The 22,519-nt window shown below is 62.1% G+C and carries 23 protein-coding genes; 8 read left to right on the plus strand and 15 right to left on the minus strand.

The features are described from left to right. Window positions 1-12 precede the first annotated feature (12 nt). Window positions 13-609, minus strand: coding sequence for a histidine phosphatase family protein (locus tag LB564_RS20080; RefSeq protein ID WP_224540335.1), 597 nt, complete (start codon window positions 607-609; stop codon window positions 13-15). Next, on the minus strand, window positions 606-1,709 hold the full coding sequence (locus LB564_RS20085) for an inositol-3-phosphate synthase (RefSeq protein WP_224540337.1): 1,104 nt from the start codon (window positions 1,707-1,709) through the stop codon (window positions 606-608). The genes LB564_RS20080 and LB564_RS20085 overlap by 4 nt, the downstream gene beginning before the upstream one ends. Window positions 1,710-1,885: 176 nt before the next feature. On the opposite strand from LB564_RS20085, the gene LB564_RS20090 reads away from it, so the two are divergent. Continuing rightward, a complete protein-coding gene (locus tag LB564_RS20090; protein ID WP_224540339.1) occupies window positions 1,886-3,628 on the plus strand; it encodes a hypothetical protein in 1,743 nt (580 codons plus the stop codon). A 9-nt stretch (window positions 3,629-3,637) separates the two neighbouring features. Here LB564_RS20090 and LB564_RS20095 read toward each other — a convergent pair whose 3' ends face one another. The 9 genes from LB564_RS20095 to LB564_RS20135 form a co-directional block, all read right to left on the minus strand. Continuing rightward, on the minus strand, window positions 3,638-3,823 hold the full coding sequence (locus LB564_RS20095; protein ID WP_140708289.1) for a hypothetical protein: 186 nt from the start codon (window positions 3,821-3,823) through the stop codon (window positions 3,638-3,640). Between the two features lie 86 nt (window positions 3,824-3,909). Then, window positions 3,910-4,956, minus strand: a complete 1,047-nt coding sequence (locus LB564_RS20100) for a UDP-glucuronic acid decarboxylase family protein (RefSeq protein ID WP_224540341.1) — start codon at window positions 4,954-4,956, stop codon at window positions 3,910-3,912. Between the two features lie 23 nt (window positions 4,957-4,979). Beyond that, window positions 4,980-6,083: a glycosyltransferase gene (locus LB564_RS20105; RefSeq protein WP_224540343.1), complete on the minus strand. Its 1,104-nt coding sequence runs from the start codon at window positions 6,081-6,083 to the stop codon at window positions 4,980-4,982. Further along, window positions 6,080-7,174, minus strand: a complete 1,095-nt coding sequence (locus LB564_RS20110) for a glycosyltransferase (protein WP_224540346.1) — start codon at window positions 7,172-7,174, stop codon at window positions 6,080-6,082. The genes LB564_RS20105 and LB564_RS20110 overlap by 4 nt, the downstream gene beginning before the upstream one ends. Continuing rightward, window positions 7,171-8,301, minus strand: a complete 1,131-nt coding sequence (locus LB564_RS20115) for a glycosyltransferase (protein ID WP_224540348.1) — start codon at window positions 8,299-8,301, stop codon at window positions 7,171-7,173. The genes LB564_RS20110 and LB564_RS20115 overlap by 4 nt, the downstream gene beginning before the upstream one ends. A 2-nt stretch (window positions 8,302-8,303) precedes the next feature. Further along, entirely contained in the window at window positions 8,304-9,404 is a 1,101-nt protein-coding gene (locus tag LB564_RS20120; protein ID WP_224540351.1) for a glycosyltransferase family 4 protein, read from the minus strand. Then, on the minus strand, window positions 9,389-10,681 hold the full coding sequence (locus LB564_RS20125; protein ID WP_224540353.1) for a TIGR04295 family B12-binding domain-containing radical SAM protein: 1,293 nt from the start codon (window positions 10,679-10,681) through the stop codon (window positions 9,389-9,391). Before LB564_RS20125 ends, LB564_RS20120 begins: the two co-directional genes overlap by 16 nt. After that, entirely contained in the window at window positions 10,678-11,757 is a 1,080-nt protein-coding gene (locus LB564_RS20130) for an NAD-dependent epimerase/dehydratase family protein (protein WP_224540355.1), read from the minus strand. Before LB564_RS20130 ends, LB564_RS20125 begins: the two co-directional genes overlap by 4 nt. Continuing rightward, complete coding sequence (locus tag LB564_RS20135; protein ID WP_224540357.1) at window positions 11,754-12,860, minus strand: NAD-dependent epimerase/dehydratase family protein; 1,107 nt, start codon at window positions 12,858-12,860, stop codon at window positions 11,754-11,756. The genes LB564_RS20130 and LB564_RS20135 overlap by 4 nt, the downstream gene beginning before the upstream one ends. 215 nt (window positions 12,861-13,075) lie before the next feature. Between LB564_RS20135 and LB564_RS20140 the strand changes: the two genes are divergently transcribed. Then, complete coding sequence (locus LB564_RS20140; protein WP_224540359.1) at window positions 13,076-13,348, plus strand: hypothetical protein; 273 nt, start codon at window positions 13,076-13,078, stop codon at window positions 13,346-13,348. A 132-nt stretch (window positions 13,349-13,480) separates the two neighbouring features. Continuing rightward, the gene (locus tag LB564_RS20145) at window positions 13,481-14,509 is read left to right on the plus strand and encodes an SDR family oxidoreductase (protein WP_210242281.1); all 1,029 of its coding nucleotides are present in this window, start codon (window positions 13,481-13,483) and stop codon (window positions 14,507-14,509) included. Window positions 14,510-14,541: 32 nt separating this feature from the next. Here LB564_RS20145 and LB564_RS20150 read toward each other — a convergent pair whose 3' ends face one another. Further along, complete coding sequence (locus tag LB564_RS20150; RefSeq protein WP_224540362.1) at window positions 14,542-15,138, minus strand: response regulator; 597 nt, start codon at window positions 15,136-15,138, stop codon at window positions 14,542-14,544. A gap of 4 nt (window positions 15,139-15,142) precedes the next feature. Further along, window positions 15,143-15,370 (minus strand): hypothetical protein, encoded by a 228-nt coding sequence (locus LB564_RS20155; protein ID WP_224540364.1) that lies wholly within the window; start codon window positions 15,368-15,370, stop codon window positions 15,143-15,145. Window positions 15,371-15,468: 98 nt separating this feature from the next. Between LB564_RS20155 and LB564_RS20160 the strand changes: the two genes are divergently transcribed. The 3 genes from LB564_RS20160 to LB564_RS20170 all read left to right on the plus strand — a co-directional run bounded on the left by LB564_RS20160 (window position 15,469) and on the right by LB564_RS20170 (window position 19,263). Then, window positions 15,469-18,579, plus strand: coding sequence for a CheR family methyltransferase (locus LB564_RS20160; RefSeq protein ID WP_224540366.1), 3,111 nt, complete (start codon window positions 15,469-15,471; stop codon window positions 18,577-18,579). Continuing rightward, a complete protein-coding gene (locus tag LB564_RS20165) occupies window positions 18,576-18,953 on the plus strand; it encodes a response regulator (protein ID WP_224540368.1) in 378 nt (125 codons plus the stop codon). Before LB564_RS20160 ends, LB564_RS20165 begins: the two co-directional genes overlap by 4 nt. An 88-nt stretch (window positions 18,954-19,041) precedes the next feature. Next, window positions 19,042-19,263 (plus strand): hypothetical protein, encoded by a 222-nt coding sequence (locus LB564_RS20170; protein WP_224540371.1) that lies wholly within the window; start codon window positions 19,042-19,044, stop codon window positions 19,261-19,263. An 83-nt stretch (window positions 19,264-19,346) separates the two neighbouring features. Here the strand turns inward: LB564_RS20170 and LB564_RS20175 are convergent, their stop codons facing one another. Together LB564_RS20175 and LB564_RS20180 are read right to left on the minus strand one after the other, a co-directional pair. Further along, complete coding sequence (locus tag LB564_RS20175; RefSeq protein WP_140708534.1) at window positions 19,347-20,525, minus strand: zinc-dependent alcohol dehydrogenase; 1,179 nt, start codon at window positions 20,523-20,525, stop codon at window positions 19,347-19,349. 119 nt (window positions 20,526-20,644) lie between these two features. Next, complete coding sequence (locus LB564_RS20180) at window positions 20,645-21,430, minus strand: SDR family NAD(P)-dependent oxidoreductase (RefSeq protein WP_224540372.1); 786 nt, start codon at window positions 21,428-21,430, stop codon at window positions 20,645-20,647. Window positions 21,431-21,775: 345 nt separating this feature from the next. Here LB564_RS20180 and LB564_RS20185 point away from each other — a divergent pair, with 345 nt between their 5' ends. Both LB564_RS20185 and LB564_RS20190 read left to right on the plus strand, forming a co-directional pair. Continuing rightward, entirely contained in the window at window positions 21,776-22,042 is a 267-nt protein-coding gene (locus LB564_RS20185) for a hypothetical protein (RefSeq protein ID WP_224540375.1), read from the plus strand. Beyond that, window positions 22,039-22,263: a hypothetical protein gene (locus LB564_RS20190; RefSeq protein ID WP_140708319.1), complete on the plus strand. Its 225-nt coding sequence runs from the start codon at window positions 22,039-22,041 to the stop codon at window positions 22,261-22,263. Before LB564_RS20185 ends, LB564_RS20190 begins: the two co-directional genes overlap by 4 nt. Window positions 22,264-22,519: the final 256 nt, after the last annotated feature.

Raw genomic sequence — 22,519 nt, forward strand, 5'->3', positions numbered from 1 at the left:
GGCATCTCCTCGTCAGGCCGCTTCATTCAATCGCAGGAGCTTCGAGCCCCAGTCGCCCCATACGATCGTCGTGATCGAGGCTGGATCGATGTCGAAGCGAAAGCAGTCGCCGACCGGCAAGCCGAGCACCTTGCAGACGGCGGCCTTGATCACATCGGCGTGGCTGATCAGCGCGACGCATTGGTTCTGATGCAGTTCGCGGACGCCGTTCATCAGCGAGACGATGCGCTGCTGGACATCAAGCATGGTCTCGCCGCTGGGCGTCCTGGCCTCCTGCCGCTGGTCGTTCCAAGCGCGCCAACCGGCATCGCCGTTCAATTCGTCGAAAGTCTTTCCCGACCAGTCACCGAAGTCGATCTCGTCGAGTTCGGCGCAGATCGCGATTTCACCGACACCGCAAGCGAGCGCGATGGGCACCGCCGTCTCCTGCGTGCGCTCGCGCGGGCTGCAAAGGATGGCGGCAATCGTCTCTCGGGCCATGCGGCCGCCAAGATGTACGGCTTGAGCCTTGCCGGCTTCGCCAAGGCAAACGCCGGCCATGCGCCCTGCAAGATAGGAGCCGACATTGTCGTGCGCTGCATGGCGGACCAAGAAGAACGTCGTCGTCATTCCGCGGCATCCAGCAAAGGCTCGTCTTTGCCGTCGATGAAAGCGAGCGTGCGCTGGCGGGCCTCGACGTCGGTGAACTGTTCGGGAGGCGATTTCATGAAATAGCTGCAAGGACCGGTCAGCGCGCCGGCGATGCCCCGATCGAGCGCCAGCTTGGCGCAGCGCACCGCATCGATCACCACGCCGGCTGAATTGGGCGAATCCCACACTTCCAGCTTGAGCTCGGCATTCAGCGGCACGCCGCCGAAGGTTGTTCCTTCGACACGGATGTAGGCCCATTTTCGGTCGGTGAGCCAAGGCACATGGTCGCTCGGTCCGACATGAATGTTGCCCGGCTCGAGGGGAACATCGAGCTGGCTGGTCACCGACTGCGTCTTGGAGATCTTCTTCGATTCCAGCCGCTCGCGTTCCAGCATGTTGAGAAAATCGGTGTTGCCGCCGAAATTCAGCTGATAGGTCCGATCGATTCGCACGCCGCGCTCGCGAAAGAGATTGGCCAGCAGCCGGTGCACGATTGTCGCGCCGACCTGGCTCTTGATGTCGTCGCCGACCAGCGGCAGCCCGCGTTGCTCGAAGCGCCGGCGCCATTCTGGACGCGAAGCGATGAAAACGGGTATGCAATTGACGAAGGCGCAGCCAGCCTCGAGCGCGCATTCGGCATAGAAGCGCGTAGCCTCCTCCGAACCTACCGGCAGGTAGGAGACCAGCACATCGGCTCCTCTGTCGCGAAGGATATCGCTGACATTGGCAACCGGTTCGGGTGCCTCTTCGATCTCGTCGCGCAGATATTTGCCGATCCCGTCAAGCGTCGGCCCACGCTCGACGCGAACGCCGGTCGTCGGTGCGTCGGCAAAGCGGAACGTGTTGTTCGGGGCGGCGTAGATCGCCTCCGCGACGTCGCGGCCAACTTTGCTTTTGGCGACATCGAACGCACAGACAATTTCGATGTCGTCGACGTGATAGCCGCCGAGATCGGCATGCATCAGGCCCGGGATCGGTTCGTTGCTTTTTGCGTGACGATAATAGGAGAGGCCCTGCACCAGAGAGGATGCGCAATTGCCGACTCCGGCGATACCAACACGAACCTTTTTCGATCCCACGAAACCGCCGTCCTATGCTGCTCAAAGGTAAGTTCCTTGCGCCGAACCGCCATCGCGCCGGAATGTTCCTCGGGCCGCGGAAAAATTGCGGGACTGGCCGAAAGATTGCATGGGGCAGCATGGATCGAAGCTGCAGCCGCCGCGTTGCCCGCACGGCAAGCAGAGGAAATCGATCGATGATCGTCTACGGCGACCACAAGCGGAGCGAGAGTGCGCAACAGCTTCAAGAGGCCACGATTGAACTGGCCCAAAACCTCGGTCGCATGTCTCGCGGCATCCAGCGCCATGTTGCTCTGGTCGAGCTCTTCGTCATCGTGTCGGAACTGGTTCGGGGGCTCGCCGATGCCGAATTCAAGGCCCGGGGCGTCGACACCAATTCGCCTTCGCGACAGCGAGGCGCCAGGTTGCTGGTCGAACTCGCGGCAGAGGTGGCGGAGTCGTGGCGAAGCGGTTTCGCCGTCTGCGGTGGCATCGACCCGCGACTGCTCCAGATGCTCGACGCGCTCGATTGCGAGGCGGAGATTTTGACCGGATCGGCCGAGGGTTACGCGCATTATGCGCTTTATCCCGAAAGCTATCTGGGCGCGGCGCAGGAATCAGGTCTCGATGCGAACACATGCGTGATCGGCATCCGCGGCATCGGCCTGGGGCTTGCGGCCATGGTGGCCGCCGCGCTCGGTGCGCCGGCGCCAATCAGCCTGCGTCCGGTCGGCCATCCTTTCCGTCGGCACGTCGAGGCCGATCCACGGCTGATCGCTGTCTGGAGAAACAAGCCGTCGGCTCGTTTCGCTGTCGTCGACGAAGGTCCCGGCCTGTCGGGAAGTTCGATCCACGCCGTCGTCACCTGGCTGCGGGAGCTGGGGATCGAAACAGGCCGCATTCACCTGTTCCCCAGCCACTCGGGCGAGCCGGGGGCCGAAGCGTCGCAGGACATTCGGGAGACATGGATGCGCTGCCGCAAACACGTGGCGATGACGTTTGAACGCACTTTCCACGAAAGCTCGCGAATTCCAACGCTGCGCGATTGGGTGGCCGAGGCGGTCGGCAGACCGGAAGTGCGTTTGACCGAAATATCTGGCGGCGCGTGGCGGACCTTTCACTACGCCGGCGAAAAGCTCTGGCCACCGAGCGCACGCGGCACCGAACGGCGAAAGTTCCTGGCCTCCGCGGGTCAAGATCGCTGGCATGTCAAATTTGTCGGCCTTGGCGAAACCGGGCTGCGTAAGACACGCGCCGCCAAGATGTTGCATCAGGCCGGACTCGGACCGCAAGTCGTCGGCCTCTGCCACGGTTTTTTGGTCGAACGGTGGACCGACGGCACCACGATGGATCAGCTGCCGCTGCCCAGGCAGAGACTTGTCGCGGAGCTCACACGCTACCTGGCCTGGCGGGCGACCCATCTGCGAACCCGCGAACCAGGTGCGTCATTGCCTGCCCTTGGGCAGATGGCCGTTCACAATGTTTCCGAGGCTTTGGGCGAAAACCAGGCGGCGGGACTGCGGACCTGGTTGTCGAAGCAGGCTCCCGCGCACGTGCCGGAACGGGTCGAGATCGACGGCAGGCTTCATCCCTGGGAGTTTCTGGTCGGTTCCGATGGCACGCTCGTCAAGACCGATGCTGTCGACCATTGCCGGGGACACGATCTGATCGGCTGCCAGCCGATAGAGTGGGACATTGCCGGCGCTTGCGTCGAGTATGGTTTGTCGCAGAGCGAAGCTGCGACGTTGATCGGCGGAATGCGCGACCACGTCGACGCCGGGCTAATCGGCTATTTCGAACCTTGCTATCTGGCATTTCAACTGGGGTTGTGGAGCATGGCTGCCCAATCAGAGAGTGGAGCGGAAAAAGCCAGGCTGGCGAAGATGGCAAACCGGTATAAGGCGGGTCTGACACGCTTCCTGGCCGAGACCGACGCATGACAGGGCCCGTCAATCCAGTCGTCGCAGCATGTCTGCTTCCTGCTCGAGAATAGTAGCCACTTCTTCGCGCTGCAGATGCGTCATCATCAGGCTGATGCAGCACTCCAGATAGGTGATCGAAGCTCGCCGCAAATAGGCAGCCGTCTCCCGTTGCGCCATCTTGTCGATATCGGCTGTGGATCGCTTGGGTTGCATGAGGACTCCTCCATGTCTGGTCCTCTCGCCCAACCACAAACTTGAGCGGATGTTCCGCAGGATGTCGACACGGCTGCGGCCCGCCGTTAGGCAGGCAGGTTCTGCAGCCCGCCTGGCGTGGGCCTCGCCCTTGTGGTGCGATCTGCTATTTGGTTGCCGATCGGACCGCCTTCAATCGTGGCGAAATAGCTGATTGTCCGCGCAAGCCCCTCGTCGAGAGGTACTTTCGGTGTCCAACCGAGCAGCGCTTTTGCGCGCGAGATGTCGGGCTGCCTGCGTCGAGGGTCGTCCTGCGGCAGCGGCAGAAAGGTCATATCCGACTTGGTGCCGGTCATCGCCTTCACCAATGCCGCCAGTCGCACAATGGTGAACTCGCCGGGATTGCCCAGATTGATCGGCTTGCCCGGATTGGGATCGATATCCATCAGGCGCCTCAATCCATCGATCAGATCGGAGACGTAGCAGAAGGATCTGGTCTGCATGCCGTCGCCGAAGATCGTCAGCGGGCGCTTCTCCAGCGCCTGCATGATCAGGTTCGAGACGATGCGACCGTCCGCCGGATCCATTCTCGGCCCGTAGGTGTTGAAGATGCGCGCGACACGAACGTCGGCCTTGCCGGCTCGGAGATAATCGAAGCAAAGTGTCTCGGCCGTGCGCTTGCCCTCGTCATAGCAGGCGCGTGGGCCGGTGCAGTTCACATGGCCGACATAATCTTCCCTCTGCGGATGTTGTTCCGGATCGCCATACACTTCGCTCGTGGAAGCCTGCAGCAATCGGGCATCGTTGCGGGCTGCGAGTTCGAGCAGGTTCAGCGTTCCGATGACGCAAGTTCGCGTGGTGTGGATCGGATCGGCCTGATAACGCGGCGGCGAGGCGGCGCATGCCAGGTTGAAGATGCGATCCACCGGCTCACCAAGATCCAATGGACGGCAGATATCCTGGTCAATCAACCGGAAACCCGGCTGGTCAATGATCGCGTTGATATTATCCATGCGACCGGTGAGAAAATTGTCGGCGCAGATCACGCGCCAGCCATCGCGCAACAATGCTTCGCAAAGATGCGAACCGAGGAAGCCCGCGCCACCGGCGACAAGCACCGTCTTTGCCCCTTGCGCTTTTTTTGTTTGTCGCATCGCGATTTTCTCCTGTCTGCCAGTCATGCTGCACTTCCGATATCGAGATCGAGGACTACCGGCCCCCTTTGCGTAAGCGCCGTGACGAATTCGCGAGCCCTGGCCACACCGGTGTGGGACGCAAGGACGAGTTCGCGTGCCCGGTCGGCCATGGCGAGACGTGTATGAGCCGACTCCCCGGACAGGATCGCGACGACCTCGTCCGGCTTCTTGGCTGTGTGGATGGTCGACGCGGGAAAGAAACTGTCGAGGCCTGGCCAGCGGTCGCTGATGATCGGCGTGCCGCAAGCGGCGGCTTCGAAAAGGCGCACGCTGGGCGACCATCCCGCTGCAATCATAGAATGGCGTGTGACGTTCAGCGTGTAGCGCTGACGGCTATAGAACGCGGCGTGATCGGCCGGCGGCAAGTGTTCGATGCGCTCGACATTATCGGGCCAGTCGATCTCGGAGGGATATTGCGATCCGGCCACGACGAAACGGCGGTCCGGCATGCGCCGTGCAGGCTCGAGCAGAAGCGCATCGAGCGTAGCCTGCCGATCGGCGCTGTAGGTGCCGAGATAGCCGAGGTCCCAGCGGATCGGATCGGCGGTGCGGTGATGCCGTTCCGGATCGACCGAACAGTAGAGCGGTTCGGCGCGGCGTGCGCCGAAGGTTTGCGTCAGATCGACAAGCATCGGCCCGCCGGCAAAAGAGAAATAGATGTCGAAGTAGGGGATCTGGCGCCAGCTCAGGTAGTCGCAATCGTCAGCCGACAGCTTCGCCAGAGTTACCGGCGTGTCGATATCGTAAAAGCAGAGTTGTCCTTTGCAAAGCGAAGCGACGATGTCGATCACCGCGCGCCCTTCCGGCACGAAAGAGCCGATGACCACGACGTCGGCCTGTTGCAGGCACCGGGCGTAGTCGCGCTGCAGTTCCTGTACGGTTTCGTAGTAGCGCAAGGCGCAGAAATCCGGATCGCGCAAATCGCGGTGATTTGCGTACCACGGCACATCGCGCTCCAGGAAAGTCACGCGGTGGCCGAGTTCGCAAAGGCCTTTCAGCAGACCTCGAAAAGTGGTGGCGTGGCCGTTTCCCCAGGACGAGGACAGCGAAAGGCCGAGAAAGACGATGTCCAGTTTCTTGGTCATTCGGCCGCCTCCACGGTGCCGTGCGTCAAATGCCGTCTGAAGACCGCATCGGCCACGGCCGCGCGCAATGCATAGGTATGGTCGGCGAGAACACGGCGAAGCGCGGCCTGGCCGATTGCCTTTGCCCGAACGGGGGTCAGCGCCTGCATGATCTCCGCGACGTCGCCGCCGTCTCGCGCCACAAGGATCTCCTCGCCGGGTTTCAGGAACAGCTCGACGCCCAGCCAGGCATCGGTGATCAGACAGGCGCCGGCGCCTGCCGCCTCGAAGACACGCGTGGCCGGCGAAAAACCGTTCGCCGCCATGCTGTCGCGGCTGATGTTCAGCACCGCCTTTGGCGTGACATTGAAGGCATTGTGATCGCGGGTGCCGACATGGCCGAGCCAGCCGACATTGGCGGGAAGCGGCTTGTCGCCCCAGCCCGATCCGCCGAGGAGAAAACGTTGTTTCGGCAACTGGCTTGCAGGATCGAGGAAGAACGATTCGACACGCGCTTCACGATCCGGCAGCCTGTTTCCGAGGAACGCCAGATCGCAGGCAAACCGCGCATTGCCGGCGACCGGATGATGCGTTTCGGGATCGAGCGCATTGTAGATTGGCACGCACTCGTTTGCACCCATGGCACGATAGGCCCAGACCACGGGGTCGCCGCCGCCATAGGTCAGCACAAGGTCGATTTCCTGCAGCGCATGATGGAGCGGATGGTCCGGCTCGTCGCGTAGCTGGGCGAGCGTGGCCGGCGCGTCCACATCCCAGAAGACGATGAGCGCGTCGCTGCGGGCGTGGTCGAGCACGGCGCGCAGCAGCGCCTCGTCCTCGAAGCCGACGCCGCTCGCCTTGACGACGATGTCGGCCTCGGCGGCACGCGCCGCCACCTGCATGAGAGCATGCCGGGTCGCCTCGTAGACGACGACCGAGCACCAGTCCGGCGCCTCGATGTCGCGGTTCTTCTGCCGGTCATAGACGTCGGGCTCATAGAAGGTGATGTCGTAGCCCAGTTGGGAAAGCGCCTTCAGCAAGCCACGGTAATAGGTCGCGGCACCATTCCAGTAGGACGACAAAAGGCTCGATCCATAGAATGCGATCTTCATGCGGCGGCTTCCTTTGCGGCGGTCGGGTGGGCGGTGTGCCGGTTCGCGCATTGCGAGAGCACGTCGAACAACTCGTCGACGCGGTGGCGGCAGGTGTGTCGGGTGCGGATGGTCTCGAGCCCCGAGTTCACCAGGGAGGTCGCAAGATCGGAATCGGCCAACACCGCCTGAAGGCGTAGCCGCATTTGTGTGCCATCCTCGGCAAACAGGAAGTCGATGCCGGGTCTGAAAAGCTGCTCGACATCGGACCAGGGCGCTGAAACCAGCGGAATGCCACAGGCGAGTGCCTCGAACATGCGGATTGTTGGAATACCGGGCAGGCTTTCACGATAGGGGCGCCGCGGAATGTGCACCGTGACACGATGCGCGGCGAACGCCTTCGGCACGTCGGCATTGGCGATCCACCCTTCGTAGTGCAGCCCAGCGGCGGACAGATCGGCAAGTGCCGGCCTGGGATAGCGGACACCGTGAACAGTGGCCTCAAGGCCGAGATCGCGGACCGGTTCGATCAGGAACTCCTTGAGTTCAGCGGTCCGCTCGTCGTCGCCCCAGTTTCCGATCCAGACCAGATCGGAAGTGCGGTGGATTTCCGGGTGCGGCTTGAACAGCCGATCGTCCGCCGCTTCATGCCAGGTGAAGACACGCTTGCCCCAGCCGGCGCGCAGATAACTCTCGCGCAAGGCTTCGCCAAAAGCGAGAACGCCGTCATAATGCTCCAGACGGAGTGCCGAGATTGCTTCGGTGGCCGACACGGCCCGGTGATGCGTGTCGTGAAACAGAAGGATGAAGTTGCCGCCACCGGCCCGGGCACGGCCGATACGAGCGACAAGCTCCGGGTCGGTCCATTCGTGGACGATCACCACGTCGGCCTCGGCGATCCAGGCTTCGTGGTCGAACCCGGAATCATAGGTCACCGGCATCAATTCGGGGAAATCCTTGCGGAAACGTTCGATCGCGTAGGATCCCTTCTCGGCCAGCAGGTTCGACCGGCTCCAACCATCCGCCGGCTCCAGAGCGATGGCCTGATGCCGGCGCGCCACCAATTCTCGCATAACGCCCCGAAGGAAATGGGCATTGCCGTGGTTCCAGTCTGAGACGAGCGAGTGGGTGTAGAACAGGAAGCGCATGATCAGCGCTCCGCCACGGCCAGCGCCGCCTTTTCGTAGAGATCGCGCATGGCCGCTGCTTGCCTCGCCAGCGTGTACCTGCGGCTGCGGCGAAGGGCTGCCTGGCCGAGCTCTCGCCTGTGTTCGGCATCGCTGGACAGATGATTTAGGCAGGCGGCAAGATCATGCGCGTCGCGCGCGTCGAAGAACACCGCGGCCTTATCCCATAGTTCGCGATAGGTCGGGATGTCCGAGAGCACCAGGGGCGTTCCCGACATCGCCGCCTCCAGCGCCGCGAGACCGAACGGTTCGTAGAGCGATGGCGATACGAAAATACCGGCGCGGGCCATCAGGGAGCGCACCTCGTCATACGGCAGCGCCCCGAGAGGAACGGCTCGGTTGATGGTGGCACGCTCGCCGTTCGGGCCGTGAACCGAACCGGCTGTGAAGATGGGCCATTGCGTCAACGAGGCGGCCTGATCGACCGCCACAACGTTCTTTGCCTCGTCCCACCAGCGGGCGGCGGCGAAGACGACCGGCTGGCGGTTTTCGGCTTTCGGGACCGGGCGTGCGGCATTTCCGACGACGTGGAGGCCTGCGATTGACCCATAGCATGTCTCGAGCAACGCGGCATGGCTACGGCTCGGCGCAATCACCGCGTCCGCCCTGTCGAAGCCGCGCCTGTTGCGCTCTTTCTGCCAGTTCCATGCGCTGTCCAACGCCTGTCCCTTGACCGAATGGAACCATGTCGTCACGCATGAATGCGAAACCACTATGACTGGGCAGGTCGCATCCAATCCCACCGCTTGCGACGGCGCGTTGAGGTGGACGAGGTCAATGCCGTGGTCACGCATTGGCGCACGCAATTCCCGCGGCAAGCCGTCGAGATCGCCGGCGTCACGGGTCATCCAATCCAGCGGCGTATTAAGCCAGATGAGTGTCGCGAAAGACTGCGCCTCCTCGGCCTGTTGCCTGGATGGTTGCGGCCCCAGGCCGGCGAACACGATGCTGTCACCGCCGTTGACCAGTTCCCGGCCGAGGTCAAGCGCATAGCGCCATACTCCGCCCATGGCGTCGACGGTCATCAGGATGCGGCGCTTGCGCGGCCTCAGTGTCCGCAACATGCCGCCTCCAGTTCCGCCAGAGGACGCGGGCGCTTTTCCTGGATATCGCTGAACTTCTGGAATGATGCGAGGTAGTGGTCATGGGCTCGCTCCCAGGCAAGATCGTCGGGTTCGCCCCAAAGCTCGCGATAGCTGGGCGAACTCGGATATGGATAAAGCGGTACTGGTTCATTGGCCCACACGCCATTGTCGATCAGGTGGGCTCGCCAGTGATCGACAAGGGCAGGGTCGTCCTCGACCACACCGATCAGATTGGCCTGGACGAAGGGAACGTGGCGTCTGGCCTTGACCAGCAGCGCGGCCAATTCCTCGGTGCCGAGCCGGCAGCGCTTGGCCAACATCGCCCGCCCTTCGACCGTCAGGCTTTCGAGGCCGGCTTCGATGGACACGCAGCCGGCCTCGCCCAGCAATTCAAGCAGCTCGGGTTTCCACAGATCGATGCGGGTCTGTACGCCGAATTTCACGTCGCGATCGACCAATGCCTCCAGCAACGCTTTTTGCGGCAGGAAGATTTCGTCGATGAAGTAGATGTAGCCGACACCTTGGGCGATCAGCCGATCGATTTCGCTCACCACCGCTTCGTGGTTGCGGCGGCGATAGGCGTCGCGGAAATCGATCTTGGCGCAGAAGCTGCAATTGTACGGACAGCCGCGTGACGCCTCGACCTCGGCGCCGAACCCATGCTGTTGGTCGTCGAACCTGTGATGGTGATGCGAATGAGCGGCGATCCAGTCGGACGGCCATTCCAGCGGCGCGTGATCGACAAACGAACTGGCATGGACGCCGCCGGTCGAAACCAGCTTGGCGTCCCGCAGATAGGCGGTCGAGGGCACCGCACTCCAATCGTCGCGTCGGGCAAGGTCCGCGACGACCTCCTCGCATTCGCCGCGCACGACGATGTCGACGCCAAGCTTGCGCAAAGTCGGCGCCGGTGTTGCCGATCCATGCGGCCCGACCGCGACCGTGCGCCCGCCGCGCCCGGCGAGACGATTGAGAAAGTCGGCGGGTACGCGCAACTCCGGCGGTGCGCAGCGCCAGAACAGGTAAGTCGGCGCGGTGCTGACGACCGTCATCGCCGGCGCGAAATCGGCCACACGGTCGCAGAGCCCGGAATTGTCAAGCTTCTGCAATTGCCCGTCCAGCAGCAGCACCTCATGACCGGCCGCTTCGAGCAGGGCTTTCGAATAGCCGAGTTCCAGCGGCAGATGCGGTTGGCGGCAGCCGAAATATATGCTGTCGTCATATGTCCAGTAGGGATTGACCAGGGCTATTCTCATGCCACGTACCTCACGGTTTCGGGGCGGGACTCAAGCCGGTGGCGCTGCAGCCAGTCGGCAAGGTCGCGAATGCCCTCGCGCCACGCGACACGTGCCTTCCAGCCAAGCGCGCTCTCGATCTTGCGGGTGTCGGCGACGAAGAAGGGCTGATCGCCGGTCCGCTCCCCATCGTGGCGGATCGAAAGCTCACGGCCTGTCAGGTCGCCGATCTCGCTCAACAGCATACGCAGGCTGAGCGCATTTTCAGGTCCGCCGCCGAGATTGAATGCCTGGCCCCTGGTGGTCTCGATACGGTCCAAAACGGCCCTATAGGCGGAGACCGCATCGGAGACGTGCAGGATGTCGCGCACCTGCCTGCCGTCGCCATAGATGGTGATTGGCCGTCCGGTCAGGGCGCTGAGCAGGAAATGCGCTACCCAGCCCTGATCCTCGGTTCCAAACTGGCGGGGTCCGTAGATGCAGCTCATCCGCAGCACCGCTGTCGGCATGCCGTACGATTTGGCATAATCGAGCACGTATTGGTCCGCCGCTCCCTTGGAGCAGCCGTAGGGTGTGCAGAAATCCAGGCCGCGGGCTTCATCGATGCCGCTGGCCTGGATGGCATTGTCGCAAGGTATGTAGCGATCGCCGTCCTCGCGAACCGCGACGTCGGGAAGGCTGCCATAGACCTTGTTGGTACTGGCGAAGATCACAGGGATGCGCTCACCGCTCCGTCGAGCCGCTTCCAGCACGTTGAACGTTCCCCGAAGGTTGATGTCGAAATCCTCGTCCGGCCGGACAAGACTCGTGGTAACGGCCGTTTGCGCGGCCAGATGGAAGATCGCTTTTGATCTCATCAGAGCCGGCGCCATGGCATTGGCGTCCCGCACGTCGATGGTCTCGACGGTAAGGCGGCCGCCGTGTTTCTGGCCCAGCCATTCAAGGTTCTGTTCGACGCCGGGACGGCTGAGATTGTCGATCACCAGCACCGGCTCGCCGTCCGACAACAGGCTGTCGGCCAGGTTTGACCCTATGAAGCCGCTGCCGCCGACGATGGCGACCGGCGCTTCGCGACGGTTGCGCGCACCCGGGCTCATGACACCAATCCGCGCTCTTCGAGCTCGCGCTTCATTTCGGCGCCACGATCGACCGCGGCCGTGTTGCGCACCCAGGAAACGAAATCGCCCAGAGAATTCTCCAATCGTTGCCCGGGCTCGAAGCCGAGCAGTTCACGTGCCTTGGAAATATCGGCGAAGCAGTTGCGTATGTCGCCGGAGCGCGCCTTGCCGAGCAGCTCGGGCGAGCGGTTCGGCGTTCCCATGGCCTCGGCCAGCAATCGCGCGACTTCGCTGATCGCATAGGCCCGGCCGCTGCCGATGTTGAGGACGTGGCCCTTTGCCTGACGTTGCTGCAGCGCAAGGCGAAAGGCGCGGGCGACGTCCTGCACATGAACGAAATCGCGCTTCTGTTCGCCATCCTCGAAGATCATCGGCCGCTGGCCATTGGCGAGACGTGAAGCGAAGTTGGCCAGCACCCCGGTATAGGGGTTGGACAGCGCCTGGCCGGCACCGAAGACATTGAACAGGCGCAGCGCGACCGCATCGATGCCGTACGCTTCGCCGAAGATCAGCACGGCGCGTTCCTGGGCGTATTTCGTCAGCGCATAGATCGAGGCGAGATCGACCGGCTTTTCTTCATCCGTCGGCACCGGCGAAAGGGGTTCGCCTTCCGGCGACAGCGGATTCCACTGTCCGCTTTTGATTTCGCTCGCCTTGCGCCGGGCGTTGTCGATACGCCGGCCGCCGGGCGTGACATAGAGGCCCTCGCCATAGACGCTCATCGAGGAGGCGACGACGATCCGCTCGACCGGGTGTTTGATCAACGCCTCGAGCAGGGTAGCCGTGCCGAGATCGTTGGTGCTGACATAACGCGCGATCTCGTACATCGATTGTCCGACGCCGACTTCAGACGCAAGGTGAATGACCGCGTCAATGCCTTCCAGCGCCTCGATGACGACCTCGCGGTCACGGATGTCACCCTTGATCAGTTCGGCTCCGGCAGGGAGCGCGACAGCCTCGCCCGCATGCACCTGCTCCAGCAGGGCATCGAGGATGCGAACGGAATAATCCTGGGAGATGAGTTCTTGTGTGACGTAGCGGCCGATGAAGCCGCAGCCTCCGGTAACCAATATGCGTTTCACGACGACTCCTCGGACAAGTGACCTCGGCGCCCCGAACTTTTCGGCAAAAGGTTTGTTCCCTGTGCTTCAACAAAGTTCCCCTCGCGGGGCTTCGAACCAAGGCGCGTATCGCCGTCGGGCCACGATGACTGGAACATTGCCGCCGGTGTGCTGTTAGGGCGCCCGGCACCTGCCATGACGCCAATGGGCGAGGCCGATGATCAAAGGAGGTTTCGATGTCGCAGTCCGAGACGACCACCAATCATGACGAAATTCGCAAATGGGCCGAGGAGCGCGATGGCCGACCGGCAGTGGTCCGCACCAAAGGCGAGGGCGGTATCTTGCGGATCGACTTCGGCGAGCCAGAGGAAGCATTCGAGCCCATCGATTGGGACGAGTTCTTCCGGATTTTCGACGAGAATGACCTGGCCTTCCTTTATCAGGCCAAGACCAGCGACGGAAAGGCCAGCCGCTTCAACAAATTCATTGAGCGCGATCGCAAGGACTGAGAACGCCAGCCCGGCGGCTTGCCGGTGGCAGAAAATCTTGACATGCGCTGGAACAATCGATGGCCCCGTTGCTTCGGGCTGGGCCGGAACAGCGATCCGGGCAGGATTAGCCACCTGAACACGGAGTTACAGATGACGGACGATCGCAACCCGCAGCCCGCGGATCCATCCCGGCGCAAGTTGGTTGGCGGCATGGCGACAGGCGTACTGGCGGCTCTTGCAACCCCCGCGCAGGTGCAACAGGCCAGTGCCGCGAGCAATGCCGCGGTCGCTGCGCCGCCTCGGAAGCAGGATCCGACGACGCAATATCCACAACCGCCCTTTAAACCTCAGCAGCAGCAATGGCCGGGGCTTGCCGGCAAGATGGATCCGCGGCCCGATCATGGCGAGAAGAGCTACAAGGGGTCAGGCCGCCTCGCCGGTCGCAAGGCTCTCATCACGGGCGGCGATTCCGGCATGGGGCGTGCGGCGGCCATAGCGTTTGCCCGCGAGGGAGCCGACGTTGCATTCGGCTATCTGCCGGCTGAAGAGCCCGATGCCAGGGAAGTTGTCCAATTGATCGAGGCGGCCGGGCAAAAAGCGGTGCCCCTGCCGGGCGATATTCGCGACGAGGCGTTCTGCAAGAAGCTGGTCGATGACGCCGCCACGCAACTCGGCGGCCTCGACATATTGGTCAGCAATGCAGCGCGCCAGCATCCTCAGAAGGACCTTGCCGACATTACCACCGAAGCGTTCGACTGGACTTTCAAGACCAATGTCTATGCCATGTTCTGGATCACCAAGGCCGCCCTCAGGCACATGGACCCGGGGTCTTCGATCATTATCACCAGTTCGGTCAATGCCTATGATCCGGACGAGTCGCTCGTCGACTACGCCATGACCAAGGCTTGCGGAATGAACTTCACCAAGAGCCTTGCCAAGCAGGTGGCCAAGAAGGGCATTCGCGTCAATGCGGTGGCTCCAGGCCCGATCTGGACGCCCTTGCAGCCGAGCGGCGGACAATTTCCCGACAAGCTGCCGCAGTTCGGGTCCGATACGCCGATGGGCAGGCCAGGACAACCCGGCGAACTGGCCTCGATCTACGTGCTGCTGGCGTCGCAGGAAGACAGCTACGCCACGGGACAGGTCTACGGAGCAGTGGGCGGGCGCGGCGGCCCTTAAGCGATTGGTCGAACCTCGGGCCGGGAGCAAAATCAATGCATGAGGTCTGCGCCGCGGGCTTTCGCCACCTCTCGCATGATGTCGTTGAGCCAGTTTTCGGTGGACTGGCCAAGCTGCCTCTGGTCGATGTTGCGAATCGCTTGCTCGAGTGTCCTCTCGACCAGCCGGTCCGATGCGTTGACGTCTCCCAGCAGAAGACGCGCCGCGAGGCGCAGTTTGGGCAAGAGGGTGAAGACGTCATCTGGCGGAGGGAGCACGGAGATGCCCGCTTGTTCAGATGCCTTGGGCGGAAAAAGGGCATTGAACACGGCCTTGCTGCCCGAAGCTTTCCGCAAGTTGCTGACGTAGCGGAGATGTTCGGGAATGGCGATGTCGTTGTCGCCGCTGAAGAACACGAAGGGAATGCCGCGGCGCATCAACTTATCCGCTATCGGGAACACGCGCCGGCCGTTGAGATTGACGTCAAGGATCGCGGCCTCGGCCTGGTCGGTGTGTTCGGAAGCCTGCTCGACGGTTGCAGCGGGGCCAAGGATGATGGCGCCCATGTTGCTGAAAAATCGGGCGAGATCTCCCGCCGTCGTCCATTCGTCTTCGACAATCAGAATACGCAGCCCTCGCAGATCGCGCACGTCGTCATCCTTTCTTCGAATGGAGTTTAGGATGGAGAGGAGGCCCTTCCAATTTTCTGTCATCCAACGCCGCCTGCAATCGTTTCGCAAGCACCAGCATGCGATCCGGGACGGGCCCATCGAGACCTTCGATTAATCGAGGCGCTCCCGGCACGGTCGGTGCCAGGATTTTCAAGCCAGCAGATCGCTTTGTCATTGAACCACCACGGATATTGGGGTCAACGTCATCCATGCTGTCTTGTTCCATCGGCCTCGCGCGCTATATGGTCGTGTCCTGTCCGATCCGACATTGAGAGACTTCATGTCGGTCGGGCGAAAGGGGGACATGCCGTGACAGCCCGATCAACCAAGTTCCCCATCGTCGGCATCGGTGCGTCCGCGGGTGGTATTCCCGCAATGGAAGGGCTTTTCAAGGGCATCACCGGTCGGCCCGGCATGGCGTTCGTGATCATCACGCATCTCAGTCCCAAGCGCAACAGCCTGCTGCACGAGGTCATCGACCGCTACACCGAGATGCCTGTCGTGGTGGTCGAGGACGGCGTGGCTGTTGAACCCGACCACGTCTATGTGATGCCGGAAAACGTCACTCTGGTCATCGAGGATGGCATGCTGCACCTGCGGCGGCCTCACGGGCTAACCCAAGAGCGCAAACCCATCGACATCTTCTTCAGCGCACTGGCCGAAGACCAGGGCGAATACGCGGTCGGCGTGGTGCTGTCGGGAGGTGATTCCGATGGAACCTTGGGCGCCAAGGCCATCAAGGAGCGGGGCGGGCTCACCGTTGCGCAAACGCCCGACGGCTACGGTCCGCGCAATCCCGACATGCCGCAGAGCGCAATTGCCAGTGGGCTCGTCGATGTTGCCGTGCCTGCCGAGGAGATTGGGGCGAAGCTCGAGGCTTACGCCCGCGGTTTCGACTCGTTGGACGGGCTGATGAACGAAGAGGACGACCATACGGCCGACATGGATAAGGTCCGCGAACAGATATACGGCATTTTGCGCAGCCACTCCGGCCACGACTTTTCAGGCTATAAAACCAAGACATTCCTGCGCCGGATCAAGCGGCGCATGCAGATCGCCCAGCTCCAGTCCATCAACGCCTATATCGATTGGCTGAAGAAGGACCCTCGCGAGGTGATGAACCTGTTTCGCGATCTGCTGATCAATGTCACCAACTTCTTTCGCGATCCCGATGCGTTCGAATTGCTGGAAAAAAAGATCGTCCCGCGGCTGTTCGAGGGCAAGACCGCGACTGATACGGTGAGGGTCTGGGTTCCCGGCTGCGCCACCGGCGAGGAGGTGTTCTCGATCGGCATCCTGTTGCGTGAACACATGGAAACGCTTTCGGCCGTACCGCGCGTCCAGATATTCGCCACTGACATAGATGAGCCGGCCCTGGCGGTGGCGCGCGCCGCACGTTATCCCGAGGCCCTGATGCAGGGTCTTTCCCCGGAACGCAAACAGCGGTTTTTCAACGGCGATGGCGAAAGTTACGTCATCAGCAACGAGATCCGGGAACTGTGCATCTTCTCGCCGCACAGCGTCATCCGCGATCCCCCTTTCTCGCGCATGGATCTGGTTTCGTGCCGCAACCTCCTGATCTATTTCGGTCCTGCCATTCAAAGCCGCGTTCTTCCTGTCTTCCACTATTCGCTGAAGCCGGGTGGCTATCTTTTCCTCGGCACGTCCGAAAGCGTCGGGCAGCACGAAAACCTGTTTGCCACCGTCGACAAGAAACATCGCCTCTTCCAGGCACGGGAGCATGCCTCGCCGCATATCAGGCTGCCGGCCCTGATCGGCGATACGCATTCCGGCGTCTTTCCCGCCGAAGCCGCCGGCTTGAAGAAGGGAGCAGCCGGCTATCCGCTGCGCCAGGCGGTTGAGGCGCAGGTGCTGGAGCGGTTCGCGCCGCCGCATGTCCTCGTCAACGCCGAGGGCGACGTCGTCTACTATTCGGCCAGGACCGGCAGATACCTCGAAGCGCCGCAAGGCATCCCCAGCCGGCAATTGCTGACGATGGCGCGCCGTGGGCTTCGCCTGGACCTGCGCGCCGCATTGAGGGAGGCGACGACGACACGCCGCACCGTGGTGCGAGACAATCTCGCCGTCGAGGAAGAAGACGAACGCGTGCAACCGATCAGGCTGACGATCGAACCCTTGGCCGAAAGGGGCAATGGTGAGCCGCTTTACCTTGTCCTCTTCGAGCCGTCGGGCCCGACCCAGGCCCGATCCGATGAGGACGATGGCAGCCGTGACAGCGATACCACCGCCGATCTCGAGCGGGAACTGCGCGATACAAGAGAGCGTCTTCAATCCACCATAGAGGAATACGAGACGGCCCTCGAAGAGGTGAAATCGTCGAACGAGGAGCTCGTCTCCGTCAATGAGGAGGCGCAATCCACCAATGAGGAGCTTGAAGCGTCCAAGGAAGAGATGCAGTCGCTCAACGAAGAGCTCAACACGATCAACGCGGAGTTGACCAGCAAGATCGACGAGCTCGATCATGCCAACAGCGATCTACGCAACCTGTTCGAAAGCACCGAGATCGCGACCATTTTCCTCGACCGCAGCCTTGTGGTGCGAACCTTCACGCCGGCGGCCTCGTCCTTCTTCAGCCTGCGCCCCTCCGACGTCGGCCGGCCGTTGACGGATCTTTCGAGCCAGCTCGATTATCCCGAGTTGAAGCAGCACATCGACAAGGTGTTCGAGACAGGCGAGACTCTGAACCATCATCTTGCGCGCGATGCGCGGGGCCTGTTTCACATGGTCCGCATCAACCCTTATCGTGACAAAGGCAATCGGATACAGGGCGTCGTGGTGACGCTGGTCGACGTTACTACCCTGGCGCGGGCGGAAGAGCATCAGCAGGTGCTCATCTCGGAACTCAACCATCGCGTCAAGAACATGCTGGCGGTGATCGCCAGCATCGCCAATCGCACGCGAGACAGTTCCGATACGAAGGAAGCGTTCGCGGACGCGCTGATCGGCCGGCTGCACGCCATGTCCCGGGCCTACGGACTGCTGACCCGCGAGAGGTGGAAGGAGGCTTCGGTCAAGGAATTACTCCATCAGGAACTCGAACCGTTCGGCATCGAACGTATCGAACTCGATGGCGACGACGTAAAACTTGGCCCGCAACAGGGGCTTTCTCTCAGCATGGCCATCCATGAACTGGCCACCAATGCGGCCAAGTATGGCGCCTTGTCCAAGCCCCGAGGCAAGATCGGCGTCAGATGGGCGATGGATGGCGACAGTTTCACGCTTGGCTGGCGCGAAAAGGACGGCCCTCCCGTCAAGGAGCCGTTGCACAACGGCTTTGGCCTGAACCTTTTGAAAGGAGAAATCGGCTACAGGCTCGGCGGCCATGTCGAGACCTCCTTCCACAAGGACGGTCTTGAGGTCCAGATCGCTTTTTCGGCAAACCATGGGGACACACCGTGAGCGAAAGACCGCGCGTTCTGGTGGTCGAGGACGAATGGCTGATCGCGGAGGACGTCGCGTCTGACTTGCGTGCGGCGGGCTATCCTGTGGTCGGCCCTGTTTCGTCGGTTGCCGCCGCGCTTCGGCTTGTCGAGGCGGACAAGGTCGACATGGCGTTGCTGGACATTCAACTCAACGGCGAAACGAGCTTGCCGGTCGCTGAGATATTGATGGCTCGCGGCACACCGTTCGCGTTTGTAACGGGATTTGGGGAGCGCGATGTTCCCGCCCCGTTTCGAAACTGCAAATTCGTGGCAAAACCCGCAAGCGAAGCTGCCATACTCGCTGCGGTCGCGGGCCTGGCATCATCGCCTCGCGCCACCAAGAGATCATGACATAGGGACAACCCGTCGCGATCAATCCAGCGGCTTGCCGGTAGGCCGGGGTGTGGTGCCCGCCTGGCGCGGCCGACCGGAATTTCGGTTGGCGACCGGATTGTCCAATGGAACGCTCGACGGGCGCGACGCGCCTGCGGTCTTTGGCGTCGGCGGCTTTGCGACGGCATCCGTGTCGCTGGCATCCCTCCTCGGGTGCGGCAAGCCCTCTGTGTTCGGTGACCGGACGGCGGGTTTCGAGATGGAATCTTCCTTGGCCATGATGGTTCCTTTTCTTGCACGAAACGATCTCAATCATCGGCACGATTGAAAGTTCCGCGACCGCGACGGCACCGAGCCCGTCAAGGTGAGGGCACCAGCGAAGACGAAGCGGTTCTCGTCCCGATGAATGGCTCAGCCATGCGGCCGCATGACCACCTTGATGCAGCCGTCCTGCTTGTCGCGAAACGCCTTGTAGAGATCGGGTCCGGCTTCAAGGTCGGCCCTGTGCGTGATCACGAAGGATGGATCGATCTCGCCGGTCTGGACCTTGGCCAAAAGCGGTTCGAGATACCGTTGCGTATGGGTCTGGCCCATGCGGAATGTCAGGCCTTTGTTCATCGCGGCGCCAAAGGGGATATGATCGACGAGGCCGATATAGACGCCGGGGATCGAAATGGTGCCACCCTTGCGGCAACAGTAGATTGCTTCGCGCAGCACATGCGGTCTGTCGGTGCCGAGGAACGCAGCCGCCTTGACCTTGTCGAGCATGGAGTCGGCGCTGGCGCCGGCATCGGCCTCGGTGCCGACGCAATCGATGCAGCGATCCGGGCCGCGGCCATCGGTCATCGCCATCAGCGCGTCATAGATGTTGGAATTGCTGAAGTCGAGTGTCTCGGCCTTGCCGTGTTCGCGAGCCATGGCAAGTCGTTCCGGAACCTTGTCGATCGCGATGACGCGCCCGGCGCCGAGCATCCAGGCGCTCTGGATGGCGAATTGACCGACCGGACCGCAGCCCCAGATCGCGACCGTGTCACCCGGCTCGATGCCGGCGTTCTCGGCCGCCATGTAGCCGGTCGGAAAGATGTCGGAAAGAAACAGCACCTGCTCGTCGTCCATGCCTTCCGGCACCTTGATCGGGCCGACATCGGCGAATGGGACGCGCAGATATTCAGCCTGGCCGCCCCAATAGCCGCCGACCAGATGCGAATAGCCGAACAGGCCGGCCGGCGATTGTCCCATCACCTCGGCCGCTTGCTTGGCATTGGGATTTGACCGGTCGCAAAGCGAGAACAGCCCCCTCTGGCAAAACCAGCACTCGCCGCACGAAATGTTGAAAGGCACCACGATGCGATCGCCCTTCTTGAACTTCGAATGGCCGCGGCCGACCTCCACGACCTCTCCCATGGTCTCGTGTCCAAGCACATCACCCGATTCCATGGTCGGCATGTACCCGTCCATCAGATGCAGATCGGAGCCGCATATGGCACAGCAGGTAACCTTGATGATGACGTCACGGTCATCCTCGATGGTCGGATCCTGCACCTGATCGCAGCGTATGTCGCCTTTGCCGTGCCATGTGAGGGCTTTCATCATGTTGCTCCTGAGTTGGACGTTCTGAAATATCGGTAGTGCCGGTTCTTTCGGACGAAGTGGCGGTCACTGGTCCGCGATCCCTCAACTGGCTGGCGATCTGTCTCGGCAGCGGAAGATCAGTCCCTGGATGCCGAACCCGGCTCTGCCATTTTGCGGTGCTGTTCAGCCAGAGTGCCCGCCGGAGTGACGTGCGCGGCCGCGACCTGCAGCTTGTTCTTCCAGCCGCTGATCACTTGTTCCTCGCCAGCCATCATGGCGTCGTAGCCGGTTCTGGCCACGTCGGCCGGATTGTCCTTCTCGTCGGTGCCGACCTTGGTATCCATCATCTCGGCGCGTTCGAAGAACCGTGTCTGCGTAGCGCCGGGCATCAGCACCGTGACCGTGACGCCGGTGTCCCGCATCTCATGACGCAGCGCGATCGAGAAGGAATCGATGAACGCCTTGGTGCCGTTGTAGACCGCCTGGAAGGTGCCGGGCATGAAGCCGGCAATCGATCCGGTGAACAGAATCCGGCCACGGCCGCGGCGTGCCATCCTGGCGCCGAGTTCATGCGCGAGGTAGACCGTGCCGGTAATGTTGGTGTCGATGACGCGGCGAACTTTCTGCCAATCCTGGTCGATGAAGCCGTCGCCAAGTCCGCGTCCGGCGTTCAGGAACAGAAGGTCGATGTCGCGATCGCCGATCCGCGTGATGAGTTGATCGACGCCCTCGACGGATGCCAGATCGGCCTCGATGGCTTCAACCATTACATTATGCGAAGCCAGAGCCTCGGCCGCCTGTTGGACCGCAGGTTCGTCGGCGGCAATGACCAGGTTGTAGCCGTCCTTGGCGCATAGTCTGGCAAGTTCCTTGCCGATGCCGCTCGATGCGCCTGTCACCACGGCCAGCTTTGCATTGGTCATCGTGTTCTCCGAAGTTCGTTCCGGCCGAACCAGCGGGGTGCCTAATTGTTCCGTGCGGTAAGGTCGGTTTGCTGGCTGTCCGTCGCAGGTAATCTCCGATGTGCTTTCGGGCGTGAACAACGCGAAGATGGCGAAGTGGAACAACTGGCCTCGATGCAGGTTCGGGGCCGTGCGGCGTCGTCGCTCCCCTTGTTTGACGCCGCGCGATCGGGTTCCCCTCAGCCTGATCAGCCCGCGCGCTCCCCGGCCGGGAGCCGCGGGCTTTCCGTGTCGCCACGGTCATGTTTCGAATCAGCTGGAACAACCGCCCCGTTCGGCAGTTCGGCGCGCAGGAGGAACCGCCAAATGCACTATGCCGATGAAATCGCGCTCAGGCGCGTGAAGATGCTGGTGGAACAATATGTTCTCGCCAGAAGCAGGAGGTATGATTTCGTGTCGACCGAGCTGGCGTGCAGGGCCATCCGCCAGGTGGTCCGCAGCCCTATCGAAGATACGGAACTGGATCATCTGCTGGCCCGAAGTGCGGTCAAACAGGGGCTTTCCGTACGGTTCGACCGTATAGGTCACTTGTCGGCTGCTTTACCCGAACTCATTGAGGAAACGTCAGCATGAGAGCCTTGTGGTCACTGTGTGCGGCGTCGGCGTTGCTTGCCTTGGCGGCGTGCAACAACAATGCCGACCCCGTCAAATCCAAGACGGATACGATGAACAGCCAGCCGGTGGACAAGAATCCCAAGACGGATACCAATCCGACACCACAGACAAGTACTGGCGGGGACCAGCAAGGCACCCAGCCGACGCAGCCGGCATCGCCCAAACCGTCTGGCGGTTAGGATTGGCGGCGTTGCTGGTCCAGCTTCGTGACGACGGCGAGAACCTTGGAGCCGCGCATGAGGCGAACTGCAAAGCGACGTGTCCTGTCTGGTGGTCTCAGCCAATAATCCTGACCCGACTTCGCGGCCGGAACGTGAGCCTTCTTGGCGCGATGCCAGAGGGGCACCAGCGGATTGAGCTCTGGATAGTAGCCGGCGCAATTGCAGCAGCTTGGCTCAGCAGGGTCGTTATCTTCACAAGAACGCAGACGAGAGG

The sequence above is a fragment of the Mesorhizobium sp. ES1-6 genome (assembly GCF_020164775.1).
Lineage (GTDB): Bacteria > Pseudomonadota > Alphaproteobacteria > Rhizobiales > Rhizobiaceae > Mesorhizobium.

What these genes read in the sequence shown, in the direction of transcription:
- LB564_RS20080 (WP_224540335.1), bottom strand. Translation starts at nt 609, where the DNA reads ATGACGACGACGTTCTTCTTGGTCCGCCATGCAGCGCACGACAATGTC.
- LB564_RS20090 (WP_224540339.1), top strand. Translation starts at nt 1,886, where the DNA reads ATGATCGTCTACGGCGACCACAAGCGGAGCGAGAGTGCGCAACAGCTT.
- LB564_RS20095 (WP_140708289.1), bottom strand. Translation starts at nt 3,823, where the DNA reads ATGCAACCCAAGCGATCCACAGCCGATATCGACAAGATGGCGCAACGG.
- LB564_RS20100 (WP_224540341.1), bottom strand. Translation starts at nt 4,956, where the DNA reads ATGCGACAAACAAAAAAAGCGCAAGGGGCAAAGACGGTGCTTGTCGCC.
- LB564_RS20105 (WP_224540343.1), bottom strand. Translation starts at nt 6,083, where the DNA reads ATGACCAAGAAACTGGACATCGTCTTTCTCGGCCTTTCGCTGTCCTCG.
- LB564_RS20110 (WP_224540346.1), bottom strand. Translation starts at nt 7,174, where the DNA reads ATGAAGATCGCATTCTATGGATCGAGCCTTTTGTCGTCCTACTGGAAT.
- LB564_RS20115 (WP_224540348.1), bottom strand. Translation starts at nt 8,301, where the DNA reads ATGCGCTTCCTGTTCTACACCCACTCGCTCGTCTCAGACTGGAACCAC.
- LB564_RS20120 (WP_224540351.1), bottom strand. Translation starts at nt 9,404, where the DNA reads ATGTTGCGGACACTGAGGCCGCGCAAGCGCCGCATCCTGATGACCGTC.
- LB564_RS20125 (WP_224540353.1), bottom strand. Translation starts at nt 10,681, where the DNA reads ATGAGAATAGCCCTGGTCAATCCCTACTGGACATATGACGACAGCATA.
- LB564_RS20130 (WP_224540355.1), bottom strand. Translation starts at nt 11,757, where the DNA reads ATGAGCCCGGGTGCGCGCAACCGTCGCGAAGCGCCGGTCGCCATCGTC.
- LB564_RS20140 (WP_224540359.1), top strand. Translation starts at nt 13,076, where the DNA reads ATGTCGCAGTCCGAGACGACCACCAATCATGACGAAATTCGCAAATGG.
- LB564_RS20145 (WP_210242281.1), top strand. Translation starts at nt 13,481, where the DNA reads ATGACGGACGATCGCAACCCGCAGCCCGCGGATCCATCCCGGCGCAAG.
- LB564_RS20155 (WP_224540364.1), bottom strand. Translation starts at nt 15,370, where the DNA reads ATGGATGACGTTGACCCCAATATCCGTGGTGGTTCAATGACAAAGCGA.
- LB564_RS20175 (WP_140708534.1), bottom strand. Translation starts at nt 20,525, where the DNA reads ATGAAAGCCCTCACATGGCACGGCAAAGGCGACATACGCTGCGATCAG.
- LB564_RS20180 (WP_224540372.1), bottom strand. Translation starts at nt 21,430, where the DNA reads ATGACCAATGCAAAGCTGGCCGTGGTGACAGGCGCATCGAGCGGCATC.
- LB564_RS20185 (WP_224540375.1), top strand. Translation starts at nt 21,776, where the DNA reads ATGCACTATGCCGATGAAATCGCGCTCAGGCGCGTGAAGATGCTGGTG.
- LB564_RS20190 (WP_140708319.1), top strand. Translation starts at nt 22,039, where the DNA reads ATGAGAGCCTTGTGGTCACTGTGTGCGGCGTCGGCGTTGCTTGCCTTG.